The organism is Mycobacterium sp. RTGN6, from assembly GCF_033804605.1.
Classification (GTDB): Bacteria; Actinomycetota; Actinomycetes; order Mycobacteriales; family Mycobacteriaceae; genus Mycobacterium.
In genome coordinates, this window is sequence record NZ_JAPZKZ010000001.1 from 114,533 (window position 1) to 135,852 (window position 21,320).

Here is a 21,320-nt window from a genome sequence, read left to right on the forward strand (position 1 = left end):
ATTTGCTGCGCGACGTAGCGCGCTGCTCTAGCGTTGACACCCGTGGGGGGCTCGTCAACTAGTCGTGCCGTGGCGGCCGGTGCGACGCTGTGGGTCGTCGCAGCGGTCTGGTACTTCGTCGCGGAGGCGATCGCCGCCGCGGCCCTCCCTGGCTACGACTACGTCGTCGACTACGTCAGCGTGCTCGGCGCCCCTTACGTGTCGCCGCGAGCTGCGCTGATGAACGCCGCGTTCGTCGTGCAAGGGCTGTTCTTCCCGGCGGCCGCGATGTTGGTGATGAGCCGAACTGGGGTCCGAAAGTCGTTGCCGTTCCTCGTGTTCGCGACGCTCACCGGTGTGGGCAACGTACTCGTCGGTGTCATCCCCGCAGGAATCGGTTCGGATTGGCATCTGGCCGGGGCGGTGTTGGCGATTGCCGGCGGCAGCGCCGCGATCCTCACAGGCACGCTGGTGCTCTGGCGTGAGATTGCCTCCACGACATACATGCTGGCGTCGGTCGCGCTCGGCGCCACCGGCCTGTTCAGCGGCACGATGCTGGCAGTACACGCGCTGCCGATCGGACTCTGGGAACGCGGCGGCATCTACCCGATCCTCGTCTGGCAGACGCTCACCGCGTACGCGGTCTGTCGTCGAGCCAGCACCGCGCGATCGCGACCGCGAGCAAATTCCAACTCGACACCAGCACGTCGGCTACCGCCAGGCACGCTCGCGGTGGGGGACGGCAGCGACTAAGTCTGCTCGGCCAGCGGCCGGTCCATGTCGAACACCCGCGCGTGCAGCACGGTGCGGTTGCGCAGCGCGGCCCGGACGGCGCGGTGCAGCCCGTCCTCGAGATAGACGATGCCTTCCCAGCGCACCGCGTGGGGGAACAGATCGCCGTAGAAGGTGGAGTCCTCCGAGAGCAGTCGGTCCAGCGCCAGCACGGTCGTCGTCGTCACCAACTCGTCGAGCCGAATTTGCCGAGGCGGGATCTGCGCCCACTGCCGATAGGAAAGGCCGTGGTCGGGATACGGTTTGCCGTCACGAACACCCTTGAAGATCACTGGCGCCGCTTCGCTGATTCAGTCCCCCGAAACCTCGGTTTGGGCATGTCAATGAGGTTAATCCCACATCGGCACGTTGTCCTCACCATCGGGTCAGCGCGCCGCCCGGCGTGCTGGGTCGGTGTCGGCGCAGCTGGTAACCGTAAAATGGGTGCGAATGGAGGTGAACGATGAGTAGTGCCGACGACCGTCGGTTCGAAGTGCTGCGCGCTATCGTCGCCGACTTCGTGACCACCAAGGAGCCCATCGGCAGCAAGGCGCTCGTCGAGCGGCACAACCTCGGCGTGTCCAGCGCCACCGTGCGCAACGACATGGCGGTGCTCGAGGCGGAGGGTTATATCGCCCAACCGCACACCAGCTCGGGCCGCGTGCCCACCGAGAAGGGCTACCGAGAGTTCGTCGACCGGCTCGACGACGTCAAGCCACTGTCGACCAGCGAACGCCGCGCCATCTTGTCCTTCCTCGAGTCCGGCGTCGACCTCGACGACGTGTTGCGGCGCGCGGTGCGGCTGCTGGCGCAGCTCACCAGGCAGGTCGCGATCGTCCAGTACCCGACGCTGTCGTCGGCCTCGGTGCGGCACCTCGAGGTGGTCGCGATGACGCCGGCGCGCCTGCTGCTGGTCGTCATCACCGACGCCGGCCGCGTCGATCAGCGCATCGTCGAACTCGGCGACGCCCTCGACGAACATCAACTCGGCCAGCTGCGGGACCGCCTCGCTTCGGCCCTTGAGGGCAAGCCGCTGTCGGCGGCGACCATCGCGGTGTCTGACCTGGCCGTCCAGCTCAACGGGGAGGGCGGGCTCGGGGACGCCGTCGGCAGGGCCGCGACGGTGCTGGTGGAGACGCTCGTCGACCACACCGAGGAACGCCTGCTACTCGGTGGCACCGCCAACCTGACCCGCAACACCGCGGACTTCGGGGGTTCGCTGCGTTCGGTGCTCGAGGCGCTCGAGGAGCAGGTCGTGGTACTCAAGCTGCTGGCCGCCCAGCAGCAGGCCGGTAAGGTCACGGTGCGCATCGGCCATGAAACCGAGGCCGAGCAAATGGCGGGCACGTCGGTGGTGAGCACCGTCTACGGCAGTTCGGGCAAGGTCTACGGCGGGATGGGTGTGGTGGGACCCACCCGTATGGACTATCCGGGAACCATCGCTAACGTCGCCGCAGTTGCTCTATACATCGGCGAGGTCTTGGGCACCCGCTGACGGGTGCGAGTAACCGCCGCCACAGCGGCTTGAAGAGGCATTGAGAAGGGTTGAGGCGTGGCACGCGACTACTACGGCCTGCTCGGGGTGAGCAAGGGCGCGAGTGACTCGGAGATCAAGCGCGCCTATCGCAGGCTCGCTCGCGAGCTGCACCCGGACGTCAACCCCGACGAGGGCGCCCAGGCGCGTTTCAAGGAGATCAGCGCCGCCTACGAGGTACTGAGCGATCCCGAGAAGCGCCGGATCGTCGACCTTGGCGGCGACCCGCTGGCCACCGCGGGCGGTCCGGCTGGCGGTGGGTTCGGCGGATTCGGTGGGCTCGGCGACGTCTTCGAGGCGTTCTTCGGCGGCGGCGCGGGTACGCGCGGGCCGGTCGGGCGGGTCCGGCCCGGATCGGACTCGCTGCTGAGGCTGCGGCTCGACCTGGCCGAATGTGCGACCGGGGTGGCCAAGCAGGTCACCGTCGACACGGCCATCCTCTGCGACCTGTGCCATGGCAAGGGCACGCATGGCAACTCGACGCCCGTCACCTGCGACACCTGTGGTGGCCAGGGCGAGGTGCAGTCGGTGCAACGGTCGCTGCTCGGCCAGGTGCTGACGTCGCGGCCGTGTCCGGTCTGCGCAGGCGTCGGCGAGGTGATTCCCGACCCGTGTCACCGGTGCGGCGGCGACGGCCGCGTCCGGGCCCGGCGCGAGGTCAGCGTCAAGATCCCGGCAGGCGTCGGCGACGGCATGCGGGTCCGATTGGCCGCGCAAGGCGAGGTCGGCCCCGGTGGTGGGCCGGCAGGAGACCTTCACGTCGAGATCCACGAACGCCCGCACGACGTGTTCATCCGCGACAACGACGACCTTCACTGCACGATCTCGGTGCCCATGGTCGACGCGGCGTTGGGCACCACCGTGACCGTGGACGCGATCCTCGACGGTCCCACGGACGTCACCATTCCGGCGGGCACGCAGCCCGGTGCGGTCATCTCGATGCGTGGGCACGGCATGCCGAACGTCCGGACGGGGGTGCGCGGCAACCTGCACCACCACGTCGAGGTCGTCGTGCCCGCCCGGCTCGACCACCAGGACATCGAGATCTTGCACAAGCTCAAGGAGCACCGCACCCGGGACGCGGCCGAGGTGAAGTCGGCCAACGCGGCGTCGGGTGGAGGGTTGTTCAGCCGCCTGCGTGAGACGTTCACCGGCCGCTGAGTTCGCGTGAGTCGCGCTCTGTTCTACGTCGACGCGCTTCCTGCCGTCGGTGGGTTGGCTGTCGTCGACGGTGACGAGGGATTTCACGCCTCCAACGTGCGGCGCATCCGGCCGGGCGAGGAGCTCGACCTCTCCGATGGTGTTGGCACGGTTGCGCACTGCACCGTTGAGGACGCGGTCAAGGGCAGGTTGTCGGCACGGGTCGACAGCGTGCGCACGGTCGCCACGCCGACGCCGCCCGTCACCGTCGTGCAGGCGCTGCCCAAGTCCGAGCGCTCCGAGTTGGCGGTCGAATTGGCCACCGAGGCCGGCGCCGACGAGTTCCTGGCGTGGCAGTCCGAGCGGTGCGTCGCCCGGTGGGACGGGGCTGATCGCATCGACAAGGGGCTGCGACGCTGGCGTGCGGTGGCCCGGTCGGCGGCTCGGCAGTCGCGACGCCCGTACATTCCCGAGGTCAGCGCGGTGGTGTCCACGCCTGAGTTGGTGGGGCGCGTCGAGGTTGTCGTGGCATCGGGGGGAGTGGTGTTGGCCCTGCACGAGTCCGCCACCGAGCCACTGGCGGACGTCACGCTCGGGCAGGCCGATTCGCTGATGGTGATCGTCGGACCCGAGGGTGGAATCAGCGACGACGAGCTCGCCGATTTGCGCACCGCAGGGGCGCTGGCGGTGCGGTTGGGGCCGAGCGTGCTGCGGACGTCGACCGCCGCAGCCGTCGCGCTGGGTGCGCTGGGGGCGTTGACGCCGCGGTGGCGGTAGCCGGAGCCAGGGTTAACCATTGGGGCGTGACGGTCGTCGGCGGTAAACTGGCAGACGAGCACAACCGGCTAGAACAAAGGAAGCAGGCACAGACCTCCACGTGACATCCCGCGAGACAAGCGCCGCCGCGTCGACCGTACGCAGCAGCATCAATGTTCCGCCCGACCTCGTGGTGGGCCTGCTCGGTTCCGCCGACGAGAATCTGCGCGCGCTCGAACGACTCCTGACCGCCGACGTGCACGTGCGCGGCAACGCCGTGACGCTGTCCGGCGATCCCGCCGACGTGGCGCTGGCCGAGCGCGTCGTCTCCGAGCTGGTGGCCATCGTCAACGGTGGTCAGACGCTTACTCCCCAGACCGTCCGACAGAGCGTGTCCATGTTGACCGGCGACGGAGACGAGTCACCCGCCGAGGTGCTGACGCTCGACATTCTCTCGCGGCGCGGCAAGACGATTCGGCCCAAGACGCTGAACCAGAAGCGCTACGTCGATGCCATCGACAAGCACACCATCGTGTTCGGCATCGGCCCGGCGGGCACCGGCAAGACGTATCTCGCGATGGCCAAGGCAGTCAACGCGCTGCAGACCAAGCAGGTGTCGCGCATCATCCTGACCCGCCCCGCGGTGGAAGCCGGTGAGCGCCTTGGGTTCCTGCCCGGCACGCTGTACGAGAAGATCGACCCATACCTGCGGCCGCTGTACGACGCGCTGCACGACATGATGGATGCCGAGCTCATCCCAAAGTTGATGAGCGCCGGGGTCATTGAGGTCGCGCCGCTGGCATTCATGCGGGGCCGCTCGCTCAATGACGCCTTCATCATTCTCGACGAGGCGCAGAACTCCACCGCCGAGCAGATGAAGATGTTCCTGACCCGCTTGGGTTTTGGGTCGAAGATCGTCGTGACGGGTGACGTCACGCAGGTCGACCTGCCAGGGGGTGCCACGTCCGGACTGCGGGCGGCGGCGCGCGTCCTCAGCGACATCGACGACATCCACTTCGCCGAGCTCACCAGCGCCGACGTCGTCCGACACAAGTTGGTGTCCGAGATCGTCGACGCCTACGCCAGATCCGAGGAACCGACGGCGATGAACCGGGCCGAGCGCCGAGCCTCACCCGGCCGACCGCGACGGTCATAGCACCATGACCATCGAGGTATCCAACGAGTCGGGCATCGACGTCTCCGAGACCGAGCTCGTCAGCGTGGCACGGTTCGTCATCGCGCGAATGGACGTCAACCCCGCCGCCGAACTGTCGATGGTGCTGCTCGACACCGCGGCGATGGCCGACCTGCACATGCGGTGGATGGACCTGCCTGGCCCCACCGACGTGATGAGCTTCCCGATGGACGAGCTCGAGCCCGGCGGCCGCCCCGACGCGCCGGACCCCGGCCCGTCGATGCTCGGCGACATCGTGTTGTGCCCCGAGTTCGCGGCTACCCAGGCTGAGAAGGTCGGACATTCGTTGGGTCAGGAGTTGGCCCTCTTGACGGTTCACGGTGTGCTGCACCTGCTGGGCTACGACCACGCCGAACCGGACGAGGAGAAGGAGATGTTCGCCCTGCAACGCCAACTACTGGAGGAGTGGGTGGCTGATCAGGTCGAGGCCTATCACGTCGACCGGCAGAGCGAAAAGGACCGACGACTGCTCGACGGGTCGCGGTACTTCGACGAACAGTGACCGGATTGGCTCCACTTCTCGGCGCGGTCGCGCTCATCCTGCTCGGCGGGTTGTTCGCGGCCATCGATGCCGCCATCAGCACGGTCTCCATGGCGCGTATCGAGGAGTTGGTCCGCGACGAGCGCCCGGGTGCGGTGCGCCTGCTGCGCGTCGTCGACGAACGCCCCCGTTACATCAATCTCGTAGTGCTGCTTCGTATTACGTGCGAGACGGCCGCGACGGTGCTGCTGGTGGCGTACCTGTTCGAAGGCCTTGGGCTGCGCTGGGGGCTGGTCGGCGCGGCGGGGATCATGGTGGTGGTCAGCTTCGTCGCGGTCGGCGTCGGACCACGAACGCTCGGGCGTCAGCATGCCTACTCGATCGCCTTGTTGGCCGCGCTTCCGCTGCAGGCGATCTCGGTGCTCTTGGCGCCGATCAGCCGACTGCTGGTGCTGATCGGCAACGCGTTGACGCCGGGGCGCGGGTTCCGCAACGGCCCGTTCGCCTCCGAGATCGAATTGCGGGAAGTCGTCGACCTGGCGCAGCAGCGTGGCGTCGTGGCGGATGACGAACGGCGGATGATCCAGTCGGTGTTCGAGCTCGGTGACACACCCGCACGCGAGGTGATGGTGCCGCGCACCGAGATGGTGTGGATCGAATCGGACAAGACCTCGCGTCAAGCCACGTCGCTGGCCGTGCTTAGCGGGCACTCCCGAATCCCCGTGATCGGCGAGAACGTCGACGACGTCGTCGGTGTGGTCTATCTCAAGGACCTGGTGCAGCAGGCGTATTCGGCCAACGACGGCATCGACACCAGGGTCGGCGAGTTGATGCGCCCGCCGGTGTTCGTGCCCGACTCCAAGCCGCTGGACGAACTGCTGCGGGAGATGCAACGCGACCGCAACCACATGGCGCTGCTTGTCGACGAGTACGGCGCGATCGCAGGCCTGGTCACCATCGAGGACGTGTTGGAGGAGATCGTCGGCGAGATCGCCGACGAGTACGATACCGACGAGGTGGCCCCGGTGGAGGAGTTGGGCGACAAGAACTTTCGAGTGTCGGCGCGGCTGTCGCTCGAGGATCTGGCCGAGCTCTACGAACTCGAGCTCGACGACGAGCTCGACGTCGACACGGTCGGCGGATTGCTTGCGCACGAACTCGGCCGGGTGCCGCTGCCCGGGGCCGAAGTGACCTGGGATAGGTTGCGGCTGCGCGCGGAAGGCGGCGCCGACCACCGCGGTCGGGTGCGCGTCGGCACCGTGCTGGTCACGCCCGCCGAACCCGAGGGGGAGTCATGAGCCTCGATGCCGAGGACTCGAAGCTGGTGGTGCTCGCACGCGGCGCGATGGCCCGCGCCGAGGCGGGAAGTGGCGCCGCGGTGCGGGATCTCGATGGCCGTACCTACGCGGCGGCGCCCGTCCCCCTCGACGCGCTGACGTTGACGGCGCTGCAGGCCGCGGTCGCCGCGGCGGTGTCCAGCGGCGCCGCGGGACTGGAGGCCGTCGTGCTGGTCGGCGGCTCTGAAGACGACGCGGGAGTGGCCGCGGTGCGCGAACTGTCCGCCGACGCTGCCGTCATCGTCACCGACCGCGCGGGAAACCTCCAATGATCGCCGAAACTGCGGGGAGATCACCAAATTACGGATTTTCGCGATCTCACCGCAGTCTCGACGAGGCTGCGTGATGACCGAATTCCGCTCCGGCTTCGTCTGTTTCGTCGGACGGCCCAACACCGGTAAGTCGACGTTGACCAACGCGCTCGTCGGCGCGAAGGTCGCCATCACGTCGAACCGGCCGCAGACCACGCGCCACACCATCCGCGGCATTGTGCACCGCGAGGACTTCCAGATCATCCTCGTCGACACCCCCGGTCTGCACCGCCCGCGCACGCTGCTGGGGGAGCGACTCAACGAGTTGGTCAAGGGCACCTACTCCGAGGTCGACGTCATCGGCCTCTGCATCCCGGCCGACGAGACGATCGGACCAGGAGATCGCTGGATCTACCAGCAGATCCGCACCATCGCGCCCAGGACCACACTCGTCGTGATCGTGACGAAGACCGACAAGGTGAGCAAGGAGAAGGTCGCCGCGCAGCTGCTGTCCGTCAGCGAATTGACCGACGGCACGGCGGAGATCGTGCCCGTCTCGGCCACCACGGGTGAACAGATCGACGTGCTCATCGACGTGCTCGTCGCGCAGCTGCCACCCGGGCCGGCGTTCTATCCCGATGGCGAGCTGACCGACGAGCCCGAGGAAGTGCTGATGGCCGAGCTCATCCGCGAGGCCGCGCTCGAAGGCGTGCGCGACGAATTGCCGCACTCGCTGGCCGTGGTGATCGACGAGGTGAACCCGCGCGAGGGCCGTGACGACCTCATCGACGTGCACGCCATCCTGTACGTCGAACGCGACAGCCAGAAGGGCATCGTGATCGGCAAGGGTGGTGCGCGACTGCGAGAGGTCGGCACCGCCGCCCGCGTTCAGATCGAGAAGCTGCTCGGCACCAAGGTCTATCTCGACCTACGCGTCAAGATCGCAAAGAACTGGCAGCGCGACCCCAAACAGCTTGGCCGGCTGGGCTTTTAGGCGTGGCTATCCGGGCTGGCCGTACACCGCGACGGCGACGCTGCGGTCCAGGCTGTTCACCGACCAGACGCCGATCTGGGAGTTCGCGCAGTTCGACATGATCGCCATGTAGTCGGGCCGGTAGTACCACTGGTTCATGATGTCGACGCCGTTGATCGCCAGCGCCGGGTTGATCGCGACGGTCTCGGAGACGACGCCCGTGAAGCCGGCGGCATTCGCCCGGCTCTGGGCCGTCGAACCGTCCGAGCCGATGTCGCCGTCGAGGGCGCGGTTGTTCAGCACGTCGTTGGCGTGCCACTCGGCGGCCAGCCGTAGCTGCGGATTGATCTTGATTTCCGTCGAACAGCCGTGCTGATGCTGGACGGTGTAGACGTTCGCCACCACGCCGTCGTTGAGCCGCTTGTTGTCGGCGTTTGCCGTCGGCATGGCAACTATGGCGGCACCCGTGACGGCGAGCACCGGGAGCACCCGCCAAACAACGCTGACCTTCATGTATGTGGACACTACGCGACGGAGTCGTTCCACCAAACCTCTGGCTGCTTGGTAACCCACCCGCTGATGGCCTCGAGTTCGGCAGCGAGCGAGATCAACATGGGCTCGCTGTTCGCCGGACCCATCAGCTGCACGCCGATGGGCAGCCCCTCGGAGGTGAAGCCGGCGGGGACGTTGACCGACGGCCAGCCGACCAGATTCCATGGCCACGTCACGGGACAGGCCTTGATCATGGCCCGGTCAGTGGACAGTCCGCCGCGCCGGTCGAAGTCGTGCACACCCGGCGGGGGCAACGCAGTGGTCGGGGCCAGCACCACGTCGGCCACGTTGAAGATCCACCCGATCCGGCGCTGAGTCTGGGCTTCGCGGGCCCTGGCCTTGCGCAGCGCTTGCTGGGAGAGCAGCAGCCCCATCCGCATATTGCTCGTGGTGCGCTTATCCAGCGCGACCGTCGGCCCGAGCCGGTCCGCCCAATCCAGTAGCCCCGACGTCGACCGCGACAGGAAGTTCCACGACATGCGCAGTCCGTAATCGGGATCGGCGGGCGTGATGCTGTGCCCGAGGTCCTGAAGCTGGCTGGCGACCGAATCCAGGGCGGCGTGAATCTCGGGGTGCAGTTTGGCCCGGAACCCGTTGAACGGGAACTTCGTGGACACCGCGACCGTCAGTGGGCCCGGCGCCTGGCCGACGTACTCCGACGCGCGCACCGCGGGCGGTTTGTGCAGATCGCCATCGGCGTTGCCGGACGCGGCGTCGAGCACCAACGCCGCGTCGGTGACCGTGCGGGCGAGCACGCCATTGACGGTGATGCCGTTGAACGCCTCTGGCAGCGGCCACGTCGAGATGCGGCCGCGCTGCGGCTTGATCCCGACGAGGTGCGTCCACGCGGCCGGAATGCGGACGCTGCCCGCGCCGTCGGACCCGATCGCCGCTGTCACGAGTCCCGCGGCGACGGCGGCCGCGCTGCCGCCCGACGAACCGCCCGGCGTGTGTTCGCGCGACCACGGATTGCGGGTGTGGCCGAACGCCGGGCCGCTGGTGAACGGCCACTGCCCGAGCTCGCACGTATTGGTCTTGCCGACGATGATCGCTCCCGCGGCCCGTAGCCGGCGCACCACCTCGGCGTCCGCCGCCGCGGGCGCACCTTCGTACGACGTGCCGAACCGCGTCGGCACCCCTGCCACGTCGACGTCGTCCTTGACGGCGATGGGAATGCCGAGCAACGGAAGCTCTTCTCCCGCGGCGCGTTTGCGGTCAGCCTCCGCAGCGTCGGCGAGGGCCTGGGTGCGGAGCACCACGCGGAAGGCGTTGAGCGTGGGTTGGCTCTGCTCGATCGCGTCCAATGCGCGGGTGACGAGGTCGACGGAAGTGGCCCTGCCGCTAGCGAGCCGATATAGCTGCTGCGTCAGGGTAGGAAAGTTTCCGGTTTTAGCGGAGGAGGACGGAGACTGGACCATGTTGATACCGAGGATAATCGGTGCGGCCGAGCCTCACGGACGATGTCGGCTCACGGTGCAAGACTGTCGGGATGCGGTTGTACCGGGATCGGGCGGTGGTGCTGCGACAGCACAAGCTCGGCGAGGCCGACCGGATCGTGACCCTACTCACCCGCGATCATGGTCTGGTCCGCGCCGTGGCCAAGGGCGTGCGTCGCACCCGCAGCAAGTTCGGGGCGCGGCTGGAGCCGTTCGCGCACATCGACGTCCAGTTGCACCCCGGCCGGAACCTCGACATCGTCACCCAGGTGCAGGCCATCGATGCGTTCGCCAGCGACATCGTCAGCGACTACGGCCGCTACACCTGTGGGTGTGCGGTGCTGGAGACCGCCGAGCGGCTCGCGGGCGAGGAACGGGCTCCCGCACCCGCGTTGCACCGCCTCACCGTCGGCGCGTTGCGGGCGGTGGCCGACGACAACCGGCCGCGGGAGTTGGTGCTCGACGCCTATCTGTTGCGGGCGATGGGGATTGCTGGTTGGGCACCCGCCCTCACCGAGTGCGCCCGCTGCGCGGCGCCCGGCCCGCATCGGGCGTTCCACGTCGGCGCGGGTGGCAGCGTGTGCGTGCACTGTCGCCCGTCGGGCTCGGTCACGCCGCCGCAGGGAGTGCTCGACCTGATGAGCGCGTTGCACGACGGCGACTGGGAGGTCGCCGAGGCGTCCTCGTCGTCACACCGCAGCCAGGCCAGCGGACTGGTGGCCGCCCACCTGCAATGGCATCTCGAGCGCCAGCTGCGGACGTTGCCGCTGGTCGAGCGGGTCTATCGGATCGATCGCACGGTCGCTGACCAGCGTGCAGCCCTGGTCGGGCAGGATATTGCGCATGGCATCCAAGCGAGCGGGGAAGACCAGCTACCCACAGCTGCCGCCGGCGCCTGACGACTATCCGACCTTCCCTGACACGTCGACGTGGCCGGTGGTGTTCCCCGAGCTGCCGCCAAGGACCAACGGCCCGTTCTCCCGCCCGCCGCAGCACACGTCGAAGGAGTCGGCACCGCTGATTCCCCAGGGCCAGGTGCCCAACCACGTGGCCGTCGTCATGGACGGCAACGGCCGCTGGGCCACCCAGCGCGGGCTCGGTCGCACCGAGGGGCACAAGATGGGCGAGGCGGTGCTGATCGACATCACCTGCGGCGCCATCGAAATCGGCATCAAGCACCTGACGGTGTATGCGTTCTCGACCGAGAACTGGAAGCGCAGCACCGAGGAGGTGCGCTTCCTGATGGGGTTCAACCGCGAGGTGGTGCGGCGGCGCCGGGAGAACCTCAACGCGATGGGCGTGCGGATGCGCTGGGTCGGTTCGCGACCTCGCATGTGGCGCAGCGTCATCAAGGAATTCGACATCGCCGAGCAGATGACGGTGAACAACGACGTCATCACGATCAACTACTGCGTCAACTACGGCGGGCGGACCGAGCTCGTCGAAGCGGCCAGGCAGATTGCCGAGGAAGCCGCGGCGGGCAAGCTCAACCCGAGCCGCATCTCCGAGGCCACGATCGCCAAGCACCTGCACCGCAACGACATTCCGGACGTCGACCTGTTCATCCGCACCTCGGGCGAGCAGCGGGCCAGCAATTTCATGCTTTGGCAGGCGGCGTACGCCGAGTACGTCTTCCAGGACAAGCTCTGGCCGGACTACGACCGCCGCGACCTTTGGGAGGCGTGCGTGGAGTACGTCAACCGGAACCGGCGCTTCGGGCGAGCCGAATGACGAGCCTCCAGCAGCGGCTCTCGGCGGTGCTCGCCGAGGTGACCACCTTGATCGACGAAGACGACGACGGGCTGACCGTCAGCCACGACGGCACGGTGGCGTCATTGCGGGTGGTGACGATCGCGGACGGGTTGGAGATGGTGTCCCTGACCCAGCCGTTGGCGTGGGATCTGCCGCTGACCAACAAGACTCGCGAAACCGTCGCCGAGCACGCGAGCAAGACGATGCTCGGCACCGTCGTGCTGGTGGAGAAGACCGTCGAGGCTCCCGTCAACGGGGAGACGCAGAAGGGGGCGAAGCGTCGGTCGCCCGCGAAGAAGACGGGGGACGTGCTGCTGCGCTACAACTTTCCCGCCACCGGGTTGAGTGACGAGGCGCTGCGCACGCTGATCCTGTTGGTGCTCGCCACCGGACAGGACGTGCGCGACGCCCTTGCGCCGAGCTAGCGCTCACCCCTTCGCGCAGTCACCACACACGCCGAAGATCTCGATGGTGTGGCTGACGTCTGAGAAGCCATGCTCGCGAGCGACTTCGGCGGCCCACGTCTCGGCCGCGCCGCCCGCGACCTCGACGGTGGCGCCACACGCCCGGCACACCAGGTGATGGTGGTGGTGCGCCGAGCAGCGCCGGTACACCGACTCACCGGTGTCGGTGCGCAGCGTGTCGACGAGGTCGGAGGCCGCCATGGACTGCAACGTGCGGTACACGGTGGTCAGTCCGATGTTCTCGCCTCGGCGGCGCAGCTCGTCGTGAAGCTCCTGCGCCGAGCGGAACTCGTCGACGTTCTCCAGTAGCGCCGAGATCGCCGCGCGTTGCCGTGTCGCGCGAACTACCGTGCCGCTCAACGGGGTTCGGGGTCCGTGTACTCGGCGGCATGTGCGACCGCGGCCAACACGATCTCCGCGAGATGGTGGTCGACCAGCCGGTAGTGCACCTCGCGGCCGGTGCGTTCGCCCGCGACTACGCCCGCGGCCTTGAGGATGCGCAGGTGTTGGCTCACCAGTGGTTGCGGCACCGCAAGGGCGTCGACGAGCTCGTGCACGCAACGTGACGACTCGCGCAGTTGGAGCACGATCGCGATCCGCACCGGCGCTGCGAGTGCCCGCAGCAGTTCCCCCGCGGTGTCGAGTACGACGCCGTCGTGCTGGACGTCGCTGCTGTCCGCGGGAACGGCCAAGTTGGAAACCGTTTTCATTATGGGCTCAGCGTACATGCGCGGTTTCGCATGTCAACGGGGTCGCGGTCGTGGACCGGCCCGGCCAGCTCGCTACGCTGTCAACCCGTGGCTTCCATCATCGACACCGTCGCGAATCTGGCGAAACGCCGTGGCCTCGTCTTCCAATCCGGCGAGATCTACGGCGGCACGAAGTCGGCGTGGGACTACGGGCCATTGGGCGTCGAGCTCAAGGAGAACATCAAGCGGCAGTGGTGGCGGTCGGTGGTCACCGGCCGCGACGACGTCGTCGGCCTGGACAGCGCGATCATCCTGCCGCGCGAGGTGTGGGTGGCCTCCGGTCACGTCGAGGTGTTCAACGATCCGCTCGTCGAGTGCATGAACTGCCACAAGCGGCACCGTCAGGACCACCTGCAGGAGGCGTACGCCCTCAAGAAGGGCCTCGACGACCCGGACGCCGTGGCGATGACGGAGATCGTCTGCCCCGACTGCGGCACCAAGGGACAGTGGACCGAGCCGCGCGACTTCAACATGATGCTGAAGACCTACCTCGGGCCGATCGAGACCGAGGAGGGGCTGCACTATCTGCGGCCGGAAACCGCGCAGGGCATCTTCGTCAACTTCGCCAACGTGGTCACCACCGCGCGCAAGAAGCCACCGTTCGGAATCGGCCAGATCGGCAAGAGCTTCCGCAACGAGATCACCCCGGGCAACTTCATCTTTCGCACCCGCGAGTTCGAGCAGATGGAGATGGAGTTCTTCGTCGAGCCCTCGACCGCGCCGGAATGGCACAAGTACTGGATCGACACGCGGCTGCAGTGGTACGTCGACCTCGGCATCGACCGTGACAACCTGCGCTTGTACGAGCACCCACTGGAGAAGCTGTCGCACTACAGCGCCGGCACCACCGACATCGAGTACAAGTTCGGCTTCTCGGGCAACCCGTGGGGTGAGCTCGAGGGTGTCGCCAACCGGACTAACTTCGACTTGTCCACGCACTCAAAGCATTCCGGTGTCGACCTGTCGTTCTACGACCAGGCCACCGAGGAGCGCTACGTGCCGTACGTCATCGAGCCTGCGGCGGGTCTGACGCGGTCGCTGATGGCGTTCCTCGTCGATGCCTACACCGAGGACGAGGCGCCCAACGCCAAGGGCGGCGTCGACAAGCGCACGGTGCTGCGATTGGATCCGCGGTTGGCGCCGATCAAGGCTGCAGTCCTTCCGCTGTCGCGGCACGCCGACCTGTCGCCGAAGGCCCGCGATCTGGCGGCCGAGCTGCGCAAGTCCTGGAACGTCGAGTTCGACGACGCCGGCGCGATCGGTCGGCGGTATCGCCGCCAGGACGAGATCGGCACCCCGTTCTGTGTGACGTTGGACTTCGACTCGCTCGAGGACCAGGCCGTGACGATCCGCGAACGCGATGCCATGACGCAGGAACGGGTGGCGCTCGACGCCGTCTCCGACTACCTGGCCGTGCGACTCAAGGGCTCCTAACGTCCTCCGGCGAGCGCGCGTGTTTGCGGGCGACACGCCGGTCGGGTACCCGACTTTGCGCGCGCTCGCGCGGCGCCGTCGTCCACAGTTGCGCCGTCATCCACAGATGCGCCGCGCTGCCTATCGGCCGTCGTGACGCGCGACAACGCTCCTGGTCATGGACGACCAACTACGTCAGTTGCTTGACGCGCGTGGTGGCGTAGCGACATCGGGCGAATTGCTGACGGTGCTCAGCCGCAGCCAACTCGACACGCGGATAGCCAGCGGTCAGCTGATCAAGGTCTGGACGGGCATCTACACGGCTGGCGAGCCCGACGTGTTGACCCGCCTGCGCGGTCTCGACCTGCGCGTGGGGGCACCGGTGGCGATCTGCCTTGGCACAGCGGCAGCGGCGTACGGCTTCGACACCGAGGAGGACGACGACCTCCACGTCCTCACGCCGCCGCGCCACCTGCTGCGAGCCTCCGACGGATTGAAGGTGCACCGTCGCGAGGGCGCACCGCTCGTAATGGTCGACGGCAGGCGCGCAACCGCCCCGGCATGGACGGCAGTGGAGGTGGCACGCAGTCTTCGTCGTCCGCGGGCGCTGGCCACCTTGGACGCCGCCCTTCGCAGCGGGACATGCGATCGCCAGGGCATGCACATGGCTGCGGTGGAGCAGTTCGGACGGCGCGGCATCGTCGCTGTGCGGGAATTGATCCCACTGGCGGCAGGCGAGGCGGAGTCGCCGATGGAGAGCGAGGCCAGGCTGGTGATGATCGACCACGGGCTGCCCACGCCGAAACTTCAATTCGAGATCATCGACCTCAGCGGGCGGACGTGGCGGGTCGACTTCGCTTGGCCGGATCGCAAACTCGCCGTCGAGTACGACGGCTTCGACTTCCACAGTTCGCCCGAGGCCTTTCGTCGAGACCGCCAGAAGCGGGCCGCGTTGCGAGACCTCGATTGGTCGGTACTGGCGATCGTTGCCGACGACGTGAGGCATAGGCCCTATGAGATGTCGCGCAGCATCGCGTCGGAGCTCACACGTCCGTTGGCTGCGTGAGCGCGCGCAAAGTCGGGTCGATGACCGGCGTGTCGCCCGCAAACACGCGCGCTCGCCGGAGGACCGAGGCTAGAAGCGGCCGCCGCCGCCTCGGAAGCCACCGCCCCCGCCGCCCGACCCGCCGAACGACGTCGAGCTCCATCCGCCACCGATGCTTCCGCCGAGGCCACCGCGCAGCGCCCCGGACAGGATGTTGCCGATGATGATGCCGCCGAGCATCGCGCCCGTGTCGCTGCCGCCGCCATAGCGTCCCGCGTACGAACGCTGTGCCGCGCTGACGTCGGAGTTGGCCATCGACTGGGCCTGGGAGGCGAGCATCGCCGCGCCGTTGGCATGCGCGATAGCCTCCCCGAGGTTCGTCGCCCGCTTAGCCTGCGCCGCGTCCAGCTGCCGCACCGCTTCGGCCAACCGGGTCCTGGCTTCGGGTCCGATGCTGCCGCGCCGCGTGTCGATGAAGTCCGACACCCCGCGTACCCGCGACTGCGCGGAGAACAGCGCCTGGTCGAAGGCGCGGCTCAGCTTCTCGGCGGTGGCGCGCTCCTCGCTCACGGCGGCGAGCAGCCGGTCGAGTTCGGCGTCGGCCTGGGTGAGTTGGGTGAACGCTCCGAGCGGATCGGCGGTCCCATTGGCTTGCGCGGCGGTGACGGCCTTGACCGCGGCGTCGCGCGCGGCGCCCAGTTCGGAGCCGTGCGGCACGTTGTTCTGCGCCAGTTGGGCTGCCGCGTTGTTGATGCCGGACTGGATGTCGGCGATGGCGGCGGGCAAGCCGGCGACGGCCCGGTTGATGTCGGTGGCGGCGCTGTCGATCGCGTCGAGCATCGTGCGGGCCTGGCCGAGCGCCGACTCCGCCGCCCGCACGGCATCGACGAGCCCGCTCTGGCGGTCAGCCGGACGGGCGACCAGCGTGCGGGCGTTGGTGATGTTCTGGTCGGCGAATGCCAGCCTCTGCTTGGCGACGTCGACGTTGGTGGCGACCGACGCCAGCGCGGTGTCCGCGTACTGCGTGCGCAGGCTCGTCAGGGTCTGTTGCGCCGGCTCGATGCGTGCGGTCAGGTCGACCATCTGCTGGGTCATCGTGTCGAGCCGCGACGGCGCATTGATGATGAGGTCGCGCAGCGCCTGGAATGCGTCGCGTTGCGCGTCGAGCTCTCGGTCGGCCTTGGCCGCGGCGACGACGACGCGGGTGAGCAGATCGCGCCGCGCCTGTGGTGTCTCCGGAACCGCGTCGTCGAGGATCTGGCGCACGTTGAAGGCTTGTGCCAGCGTCGTTTTCGCGTTCGTCACCGCGGCCGTGAACGGCGCCGTGTCCTTCTCGCCGAACTCCTCGACGGCAAGTGTCAGTTCGTTGTCGCTGGTGCGCACCGCGTTGTCGACGTCCACGACCATCGACTTGGAAAGATCGTCGAGCGTGTCGAGGTTCAACGACGCGAGGGCACTGGGGTCGGCCGGGTCGACGCGCCGCGCGGCTTCGAACTCCGCCTCGCGGCGCTTGCGGCGGCGCCGCCGTGACCAGAGCACCAGCGCCAGCAAGACGAGGGCGACGATCGCCAGGAACACCAACACACCGACCCACGGGATGGGGGTGGCCGGCGGTGGGTACAGCCCATTCGCGGCCGCCACCGCGGCACCTGCCCAGTCGCTGTTGCGCAGCTTGGGCTCGATCTGCCCGACCCGCAACGTGTCGACGTCCACCCCGGGGGCCGTGGTGTCGGGCACCTGCAGGGAGTACTCCCTGGCGGTGGTGGCGATCGCGAGGATCACGTCACCGGGCTGAAGGTTGCTGAGATTGAACGTGTTTCGTGCCCAAGCGTCGGGCTGCTGGTTGGAGAAGTCGTCGACGTAGACCACCCACAACCGGATGCGCTGGGAGTTGTAGAGCTCGTCGACGGCGTTCTGCACCCCGGACAGCTGCCCTCCCGTGAGCACCCCCGCGCGATCGCTGACGTAGTTCGAGAGCCGGAACGGCGGCTCCGCGGTCGCATTCGGCGCGAACAGCACGCCCACGGTGAGCACCGCGAGGAGCAGGCGGAGGAAGCGGGAAGTGCGCATCATGTCAATGTAGTGACCGGGCCGACCGCCCCGCGGCGTGACGCCCGTAGCGGCTTCCGCAAGGCCGCGGCGCTGGCGTAGCCCACCAGCGGCGCGATCTGGTCGAGCGTCAGCGACGTCGTCTGGCGCAGGTGGTGGGCACGCTCGACACGCAGCCGCTGCACGAGCGCGTACGGGGTCACGCCGAGCCGGTCCCGGACCCGACGCTCCAGCGTGCGTCGCGTGGTCCCAATGGCGTGTGCCGCCTCCGGAATGCTGATGTCGCGCTCCAAGTTCGCGCGGACCCACGCTTCGAAGTCCATCACGAGCGCGTCGGCGGTCGCGAGGTAACTCTGTGCGGCGCCAACGCTTCTGGCCGGTCGCTCGTCGAACAGCAGTAGCGCGGCCGTGGCATCGGCCAGCTGCGCACTGACCGACGCCACGATGTGCATCGCCAGGTCGATGTGCGCGAACGCCGCCCCGGCGGTGGTGATCGATCCGTCTGCGATCACCATCTGCGACATGTCGAGGGCGACGCGCGGGTAGCGGCGGCGGAACTCGTCGACCAGCCACCAACTCGTGGTCGCGTGCCGGGCGTCGAGTACGCCCGCGTCGGCGAGCAGGAACGTGCCCGTGCAGGCCGCGGCCAGTGGCAGCCCAGAGCGAGCCCACTCCCGAACGGCGTTGCGCGCCGCGCGTACGTCATCGCGGAGCAGGACGTCGACGATGCCGCCGGGAGTGTTCATCGTCAGGGCGGGTACCACCAGCAGATCAAGCGCGCCAAGGTCTTCGGTGGTGAGGTCGATGGGCACGAGCAGTCCGCCCGCGGTGCGCACGGGTTCGGAGTCGGTCCCGACGGTCGACACCTCGAAGGCGGGGAGGTCGCGGTCGATCTGGAAACGGGCGGTGTTCGCTCCGCGCAGCACGTCGAGAATCGTCACCAGGCCCGAGTCCCAACACGCCGGGACCGCCATGACGCCGACATGCATGTCGCAAATGCTACGCGGCTTGTCGCGATCGATGCCGGACCGCTCCCTAGCGTCAGCGCCATGACGAATGCACTGATCGGCGACCAACCCCGCCACTTCGACCGGCTCGGCCTCACCGAAGGCGTCATCGCCGACTGGGAGGACGGACTGCGCACTGCCGCCGCCGACGGCACCTTCGAATGGTGGTACTTCGACGCGCACCTCGACGACGGGTCGACCGTCACCGTCGAGTTCCACACCAAGCCGCCCTACGTCTCGCCGAAGGCGCCGCTGACACCCTTCGTGTTGGTGACCCGTACCGACGCCGCGGGCGGGCGGACCGACTGGACCCATGTGGGCGCGCCCGAGGACTTCGCGGCCGCCGAGCGCGACTGCGACGTCGCCATCGGCGCGAACACCTTCCGCCGCGACGCCGACGGATATCGCATCCACGTCGAAATCGACGACCTACGAGCAGATTTCACGCTGCGTGCCGAGGTACCGCCGTGGCGGCCTGCCACCGGACATGCGTTCTTCGGTACCGACGAGGAGCACTACATCGCCTGGCTGCCGACGGTGCCAAGGGGTGCCGTCGAAGCCTTCATGACGGTCGCCGGAAACACCCAGCACCACGTCGGCACCGGATACCACGACCACAACTGGGGCAACGTTGCACCGCGCAAGGTGCTCGACCATTGGTACTGGGGTCGCGCCCGCGTCGGCGACTACACCGTCGTCACGCTGATGTTCGTCAGCCACGACCGATTCGCCAAGGCGCCGCTACCGGCCGTCATGGTGGCCAAGGACGGCGCCATCCTCGCATCGGCGGTGGGTGCCGACCAGGTCGCGTTCACCGGTGGACAGGTGGTCACGCACGCGGAAACCCAAGTGCCTGTGGACAAGCGGCTCGAGTACCGCGTGAAGGAGGGGGACGATTCGTTCACCGTGGTGTTCGACCACCGCCGGGACGTGTCAACGCTCGACTTCGGGACCGCCGGAGCCTATCTGCGCTTCATCGGCGACGTTTCCGTCGACCACCGCAACGGCGACGACGTGTCGACCGCATCCGGCCAGACGCTGTGGGAACTGCTGTACTTCGGCGAGCGCACCCGCCTCGACTCCTCACCCGTACCTCAGAACGTGCTCATCGGTCATCAGGCGTGATGGCCGAACGACGGTGCCGTGCTGGCAGACTGTGCGTCAGTGATCACGTCCCAGCACGACCCCTACGACGACTTCGACCGGCAGCGCATGGTGGTCGAGGCGCGCAAGGGTGCCGCGTTGCCCGGCACCGACACCGAGCACCGCACCGACTTCGCCCGCGACCGGGCGCGGGTGCTGCACAGCGCGGCGTTCCGGCGGCTGGCCGACAAGACGCAGGTCGTCGGCCCGCGGCATAGCGAGACGCCGCGCACACGACTCACGCACTCGCTGGAGGTCGCGCAGATCGGACGAGGCATGGCGGTCGGGCTGGGCTGCGACCCGGACCTCGTCGAACTTGCCGGGCTCGCCCACGACATCGGGCATCCGCCGTACGGGCACAACGGCGAGCGAGCGCTCAACGAGCTCTCCGTCGACTTCGGTGGCTTCGAGGGCAACGCCCAGAACTTCCGCATCCTGACCCGGATCGAGCCGAAAGTGCTTGACTCCCAGGGGCGTAGCGCGGGGCTGAACCTCACCCGCGCCGCGCTCGACGCCGTCACGAAGTATCCCTGGTACCGGGCTCCCAGCGGGGGCAAGTTCGGTTTCTACGCCGACGACGAACCCGCCGCGTCCTGGGCCCGCATCGGCGCGCCTGAGCGCAAGCCGTGTCTCGAGGCGCAGGTGATGGACTGGGCCGACGACGTCGCGTACTCGGTGCACGACGTCGAGGACGGCGTCGTGTCCGGCCGCATCGACATGCGCGTGCTCGCCGACGACGACGCCGCCGCGGTGCTCGGCAAGCTGGGCGAATCGCACGGCATGGGCGCCGGGCTCATCGCCGCCGACCTGACGGCGGCCGCGCAGCGCCTGTCCGCACTGCCGGTGGTCGCCGCCGTCGGCAAGTACGACGGCACCCTGGCCGCGTCCGTCGCACTCAAGAAGGTGACGAGCGAGTTGGTGGGACGATTCGCATCGGCCGCCATCGCCGCGACCCGCGAGGCCGCCGGCCCCGGTCCGCTGGTGCGCTACCAGGCCGAGCTGCGGGTGCCCGCGCTGGTCCGGGCCGAGGTGACGGTGCTGAAGATCCTGGCGTTGCAGTTCATCATGTCCGATCCGCGCCACCTCGAACTGCAGGCCCAGCAGCGGGACCGGATCCACCGAGTCGCCGAGTTCCTGCTGGCGCGGGCGCCGTCGACCCTTGACCCGATCTTCGTGCCGGACTTCAACGCCGCACCCGACGACGGTGCCCGGCTCCGGGTGATCCTCGACCAGATCGCCTCGTACACCGAGGGCAGGGTAGAGCGAATCGAACCGGAGTAGCCGGGTCGGTCC

The 21,320-nt window shown here is 68.2% G+C and carries 23 protein-coding genes; 16 read left to right on the plus strand and 7 right to left on the minus strand.

The features are described from left to right. Positions 1 to 42 precede the first annotated feature (42 nt). Positions 43 to 732, plus strand: coding sequence for a DUF998 domain-containing protein (locus SLQ33_RS00490; RefSeq protein WP_319451823.1), 690 nt, complete (start codon positions 43 to 45; stop codon positions 730 to 732). Here the strand turns inward: SLQ33_RS00490 and SLQ33_RS00495 are convergent. Continuing rightward, entirely contained in the window at positions 729 to 1,043 is a 315-nt protein-coding gene (locus tag SLQ33_RS00495; RefSeq protein ID WP_319451824.1) for a type II toxin-antitoxin system VapB family antitoxin, read from the minus strand. The genes SLQ33_RS00490 and SLQ33_RS00495 overlap by 4 nt on opposite strands. Before the next feature lie 170 nt (positions 1,044 to 1,213). Here SLQ33_RS00495 and hrcA point away from each other — a divergent pair, with 170 nt between their 5' ends. The 8 genes from hrcA to era all read left to right on the plus strand — a co-directional run bounded on the left by hrcA (position 1,214) and on the right by era (position 8,438). Further along, positions 1,214 to 2,245, plus strand: coding sequence for a heat-inducible transcriptional repressor HrcA (gene hrcA / locus SLQ33_RS00500; RefSeq protein WP_319451825.1), 1,032 nt, complete (start codon positions 1,214 to 1,216; stop codon positions 2,243 to 2,245). Between the two features lie 57 nt (positions 2,246 to 2,302). Then, positions 2,303 to 3,445, plus strand: a complete 1,143-nt coding sequence (gene dnaJ, locus SLQ33_RS00505; protein ID WP_319451826.1) for a molecular chaperone DnaJ — start codon at positions 2,303 to 2,305, stop codon at positions 3,443 to 3,445. Positions 3,446 to 3,451: 6 nt separating this feature from the next. After that, positions 3,452 to 4,201, plus strand: coding sequence for a 16S rRNA (uracil(1498)-N(3))-methyltransferase (locus SLQ33_RS00510; RefSeq protein WP_319451827.1), 750 nt, complete (start codon positions 3,452 to 3,454; stop codon positions 4,199 to 4,201). A 100-nt stretch (positions 4,202 to 4,301) separates the two neighbouring features. Further along, entirely contained in the window at positions 4,302 to 5,336 is a 1,035-nt protein-coding gene (locus SLQ33_RS00515; RefSeq protein WP_319451828.1) for a PhoH family protein, read from the plus strand. A 4-nt stretch (positions 5,337 to 5,340) separates the two neighbouring features. Continuing rightward, positions 5,341 to 5,877, plus strand: coding sequence for an rRNA maturation RNase YbeY (ybeY, locus tag SLQ33_RS00520; RefSeq protein ID WP_319451829.1), 537 nt, complete (start codon positions 5,341 to 5,343; stop codon positions 5,875 to 5,877). After that, complete coding sequence (locus SLQ33_RS00525) at positions 5,874 to 7,154, plus strand: hemolysin family protein (protein WP_319451830.1); 1,281 nt, start codon at positions 5,874 to 5,876, stop codon at positions 7,152 to 7,154. The genes ybeY and SLQ33_RS00525 overlap by 4 nt, the downstream gene beginning before the upstream one ends. Next, positions 7,151 to 7,465 (plus strand): cytidine deaminase, encoded by a 315-nt coding sequence (locus tag SLQ33_RS00530; protein WP_319451831.1) that lies wholly within the window; start codon positions 7,151 to 7,153, stop codon positions 7,463 to 7,465. The genes SLQ33_RS00525 and SLQ33_RS00530 overlap by 4 nt, the downstream gene beginning before the upstream one ends. 73 nt (positions 7,466 to 7,538) lie before the next feature. Continuing rightward, the gene (era, locus tag SLQ33_RS00535; protein WP_319451832.1) at positions 7,539 to 8,438 is read left to right on the plus strand and encodes a GTPase Era; all 900 of its coding nucleotides are present in this window, start codon (positions 7,539 to 7,541) and stop codon (positions 8,436 to 8,438) included. A gap of 6 nt (positions 8,439 to 8,444) precedes the next feature. Here the strand turns inward: era and SLQ33_RS00540 are convergent, their stop codons facing one another. Together SLQ33_RS00540 and SLQ33_RS00545 are read right to left on the minus strand one after the other, a co-directional pair. Further along, the gene (locus tag SLQ33_RS00540) at positions 8,445 to 8,930 is read right to left on the minus strand and encodes a CAP domain-containing protein (RefSeq protein ID WP_319451833.1); all 486 of its coding nucleotides are present in this window, start codon (positions 8,928 to 8,930) and stop codon (positions 8,445 to 8,447) included. Positions 8,931 to 8,941: 11 nt separating this feature from the next. Next, a complete protein-coding gene (locus SLQ33_RS00545; protein ID WP_319451834.1) occupies positions 8,942 to 10,387 on the minus strand; it encodes an amidase in 1,446 nt (481 codons plus the stop codon). 71 nt (positions 10,388 to 10,458) lie between these two features. On the opposite strand from SLQ33_RS00545, the gene recO reads away from it, so the two are divergent. From recO to SLQ33_RS00560, 3 genes are read left to right on the plus strand one after another with little or no spacing between them, the layout of a single operon-like run. Next, on the plus strand, positions 10,459 to 11,304 hold the full coding sequence (gene recO / locus SLQ33_RS00550; RefSeq protein ID WP_319451835.1) for a DNA repair protein RecO: 846 nt from the start codon (positions 10,459 to 10,461) through the stop codon (positions 11,302 to 11,304). Next, positions 11,249 to 12,136: a decaprenyl diphosphate synthase gene (locus SLQ33_RS00555; RefSeq protein ID WP_319451836.1), complete on the plus strand. Its 888-nt coding sequence runs from the start codon at positions 11,249 to 11,251 to the stop codon at positions 12,134 to 12,136. Before recO ends, SLQ33_RS00555 begins: the two co-directional genes overlap by 56 nt. Then, positions 12,133 to 12,582 carry a hypothetical protein gene (locus SLQ33_RS00560; protein ID WP_319451837.1) on the plus strand — a complete coding sequence of 150 codons (450 nt, stop codon included), beginning with the start codon at positions 12,133 to 12,135 and terminating at the stop codon, positions 12,580 to 12,582. Before SLQ33_RS00555 ends, SLQ33_RS00560 begins: the two co-directional genes overlap by 4 nt. A gap of 3 nt (positions 12,583 to 12,585) precedes the next feature. On the opposite strand, the gene SLQ33_RS00565 is transcribed toward SLQ33_RS00560, so the two are convergent. Then, positions 12,586 to 12,981: a Fur family transcriptional regulator gene (locus tag SLQ33_RS00565; protein WP_319451838.1), complete on the minus strand. Its 396-nt coding sequence runs from the start codon at positions 12,979 to 12,981 to the stop codon at positions 12,586 to 12,588. After that, on the minus strand, positions 12,978 to 13,331 hold the full coding sequence (locus SLQ33_RS00570; protein ID WP_319451839.1) for a metalloregulator ArsR/SmtB family transcription factor: 354 nt from the start codon (positions 13,329 to 13,331) through the stop codon (positions 12,978 to 12,980). Before SLQ33_RS00570 ends, SLQ33_RS00565 begins: the two co-directional genes overlap by 4 nt. Before the next feature lie 30 nt (positions 13,332 to 13,361). On the opposite strand from SLQ33_RS00570, the gene SLQ33_RS00575 reads away from it, so the two are divergent. Together SLQ33_RS00575 and SLQ33_RS00580 are read left to right on the plus strand one after the other, a co-directional pair. Next, complete coding sequence (locus SLQ33_RS00575; RefSeq protein ID WP_319451840.1) at positions 13,362 to 14,804, plus strand: glycine--tRNA ligase; 1,443 nt, start codon at positions 13,362 to 13,364, stop codon at positions 14,802 to 14,804. 157 nt (positions 14,805 to 14,961) lie between these two features. Next, positions 14,962 to 15,849, plus strand: coding sequence for a hypothetical protein (locus SLQ33_RS00580; RefSeq protein WP_319451841.1), 888 nt, complete (start codon positions 14,962 to 14,964; stop codon positions 15,847 to 15,849). A gap of 69 nt (positions 15,850 to 15,918) precedes the next feature. Here the strand turns inward: SLQ33_RS00580 and SLQ33_RS00585 are convergent, their stop codons facing one another. Then, a complete protein-coding gene (locus SLQ33_RS00585) occupies positions 15,919 to 17,898 on the minus strand; it encodes a TPM domain-containing protein (protein ID WP_319451842.1) in 1,980 nt (659 codons plus the stop codon). Next, positions 17,898 to 18,866 carry a GlxA family transcriptional regulator gene (locus tag SLQ33_RS00590; protein ID WP_319451843.1) on the minus strand — a complete coding sequence of 323 codons (969 nt, stop codon included), beginning with the start codon at positions 18,864 to 18,866 and terminating at the stop codon, positions 17,898 to 17,900. Before SLQ33_RS00590 ends, SLQ33_RS00585 begins: the two co-directional genes overlap by 1 nt. A 60-nt stretch (positions 18,867 to 18,926) precedes the next feature. Between SLQ33_RS00590 and SLQ33_RS00595 the strand changes: the two genes are divergently transcribed. After that, positions 18,927 to 20,009, plus strand: coding sequence for a hypothetical protein (locus tag SLQ33_RS00595; RefSeq protein ID WP_319451844.1), 1,083 nt, complete (start codon positions 18,927 to 18,929; stop codon positions 20,007 to 20,009). A 39-nt stretch (positions 20,010 to 20,048) separates the two neighbouring features. Beyond that, positions 20,049 to 21,308, plus strand: a complete 1,260-nt coding sequence (locus tag SLQ33_RS00600; RefSeq protein WP_319451845.1) for a deoxyguanosinetriphosphate triphosphohydrolase — start codon at positions 20,049 to 20,051, stop codon at positions 21,306 to 21,308. The last annotated feature ends 12 nt before the right edge of the window (positions 21,309 to 21,320 follow it).

Excerpts from the sequence above, each read along its gene's own strand:
- SLQ33_RS00530 (WP_319451831.1), top strand. The coding sequence starts at position 7,151 with ATGAGCCTCGATGCCGAGGACTCGAAGCTGGTGGTGCTCGCACGCGGC.
- SLQ33_RS00570 (WP_319451839.1), bottom strand. The coding sequence starts at position 13,331 with ATGAAAACGGTTTCCAACTTGGCCGTTCCCGCGGACAGCAGCGACGTC.
- era (WP_319451832.1), top strand. The coding sequence starts at position 7,539 with ATGACCGAATTCCGCTCCGGCTTCGTCTGTTTCGTCGGACGGCCCAAC.
- SLQ33_RS00560 (WP_319451837.1), top strand. The coding sequence starts at position 12,133 with ATGACGAGCCTCCAGCAGCGGCTCTCGGCGGTGCTCGCCGAGGTGACC.
- SLQ33_RS00540 (WP_319451833.1), bottom strand. The coding sequence starts at position 8,930 with ATGAAGGTCAGCGTTGTTTGGCGGGTGCTCCCGGTGCTCGCCGTCACG.
- SLQ33_RS00580 (WP_319451841.1), top strand. The coding sequence starts at position 14,962 with ATGGACGACCAACTACGTCAGTTGCTTGACGCGCGTGGTGGCGTAGCG.
- recO (WP_319451835.1), top strand. The coding sequence starts at position 10,459 with ATGCGGTTGTACCGGGATCGGGCGGTGGTGCTGCGACAGCACAAGCTC.
- SLQ33_RS00575 (WP_319451840.1), top strand. The coding sequence starts at position 13,362 with ATGTCAACGGGGTCGCGGTCGTGGACCGGCCCGGCCAGCTCGCTACGC.
- SLQ33_RS00545 (WP_319451834.1), bottom strand. The coding sequence starts at position 10,387 with ATGGTCCAGTCTCCGTCCTCCTCCGCTAAAACCGGAAACTTTCCTACC.
- SLQ33_RS00585 (WP_319451842.1), bottom strand. The coding sequence starts at position 17,898 with ATGCGCACTTCCCGCTTCCTCCGCCTGCTCCTCGCGGTGCTCACCGTG.
- hrcA (WP_319451825.1), top strand. The coding sequence starts at position 1,214 with ATGAGTAGTGCCGACGACCGTCGGTTCGAAGTGCTGCGCGCTATCGTC.
- SLQ33_RS00595 (WP_319451844.1), top strand. The coding sequence starts at position 18,927 with ATGACGAATGCACTGATCGGCGACCAACCCCGCCACTTCGACCGGCTC.
- SLQ33_RS00555 (WP_319451836.1), top strand. The coding sequence starts at position 11,249 with ATGGCATCCAAGCGAGCGGGGAAGACCAGCTACCCACAGCTGCCGCCG.
- SLQ33_RS00590 (WP_319451843.1), bottom strand. The coding sequence starts at position 18,866 with ATGCATGTCGGCGTCATGGCGGTCCCGGCGTGTTGGGACTCGGGCCTG.
- ybeY (WP_319451829.1), top strand. The coding sequence starts at position 5,341 with ATGACCATCGAGGTATCCAACGAGTCGGGCATCGACGTCTCCGAGACC.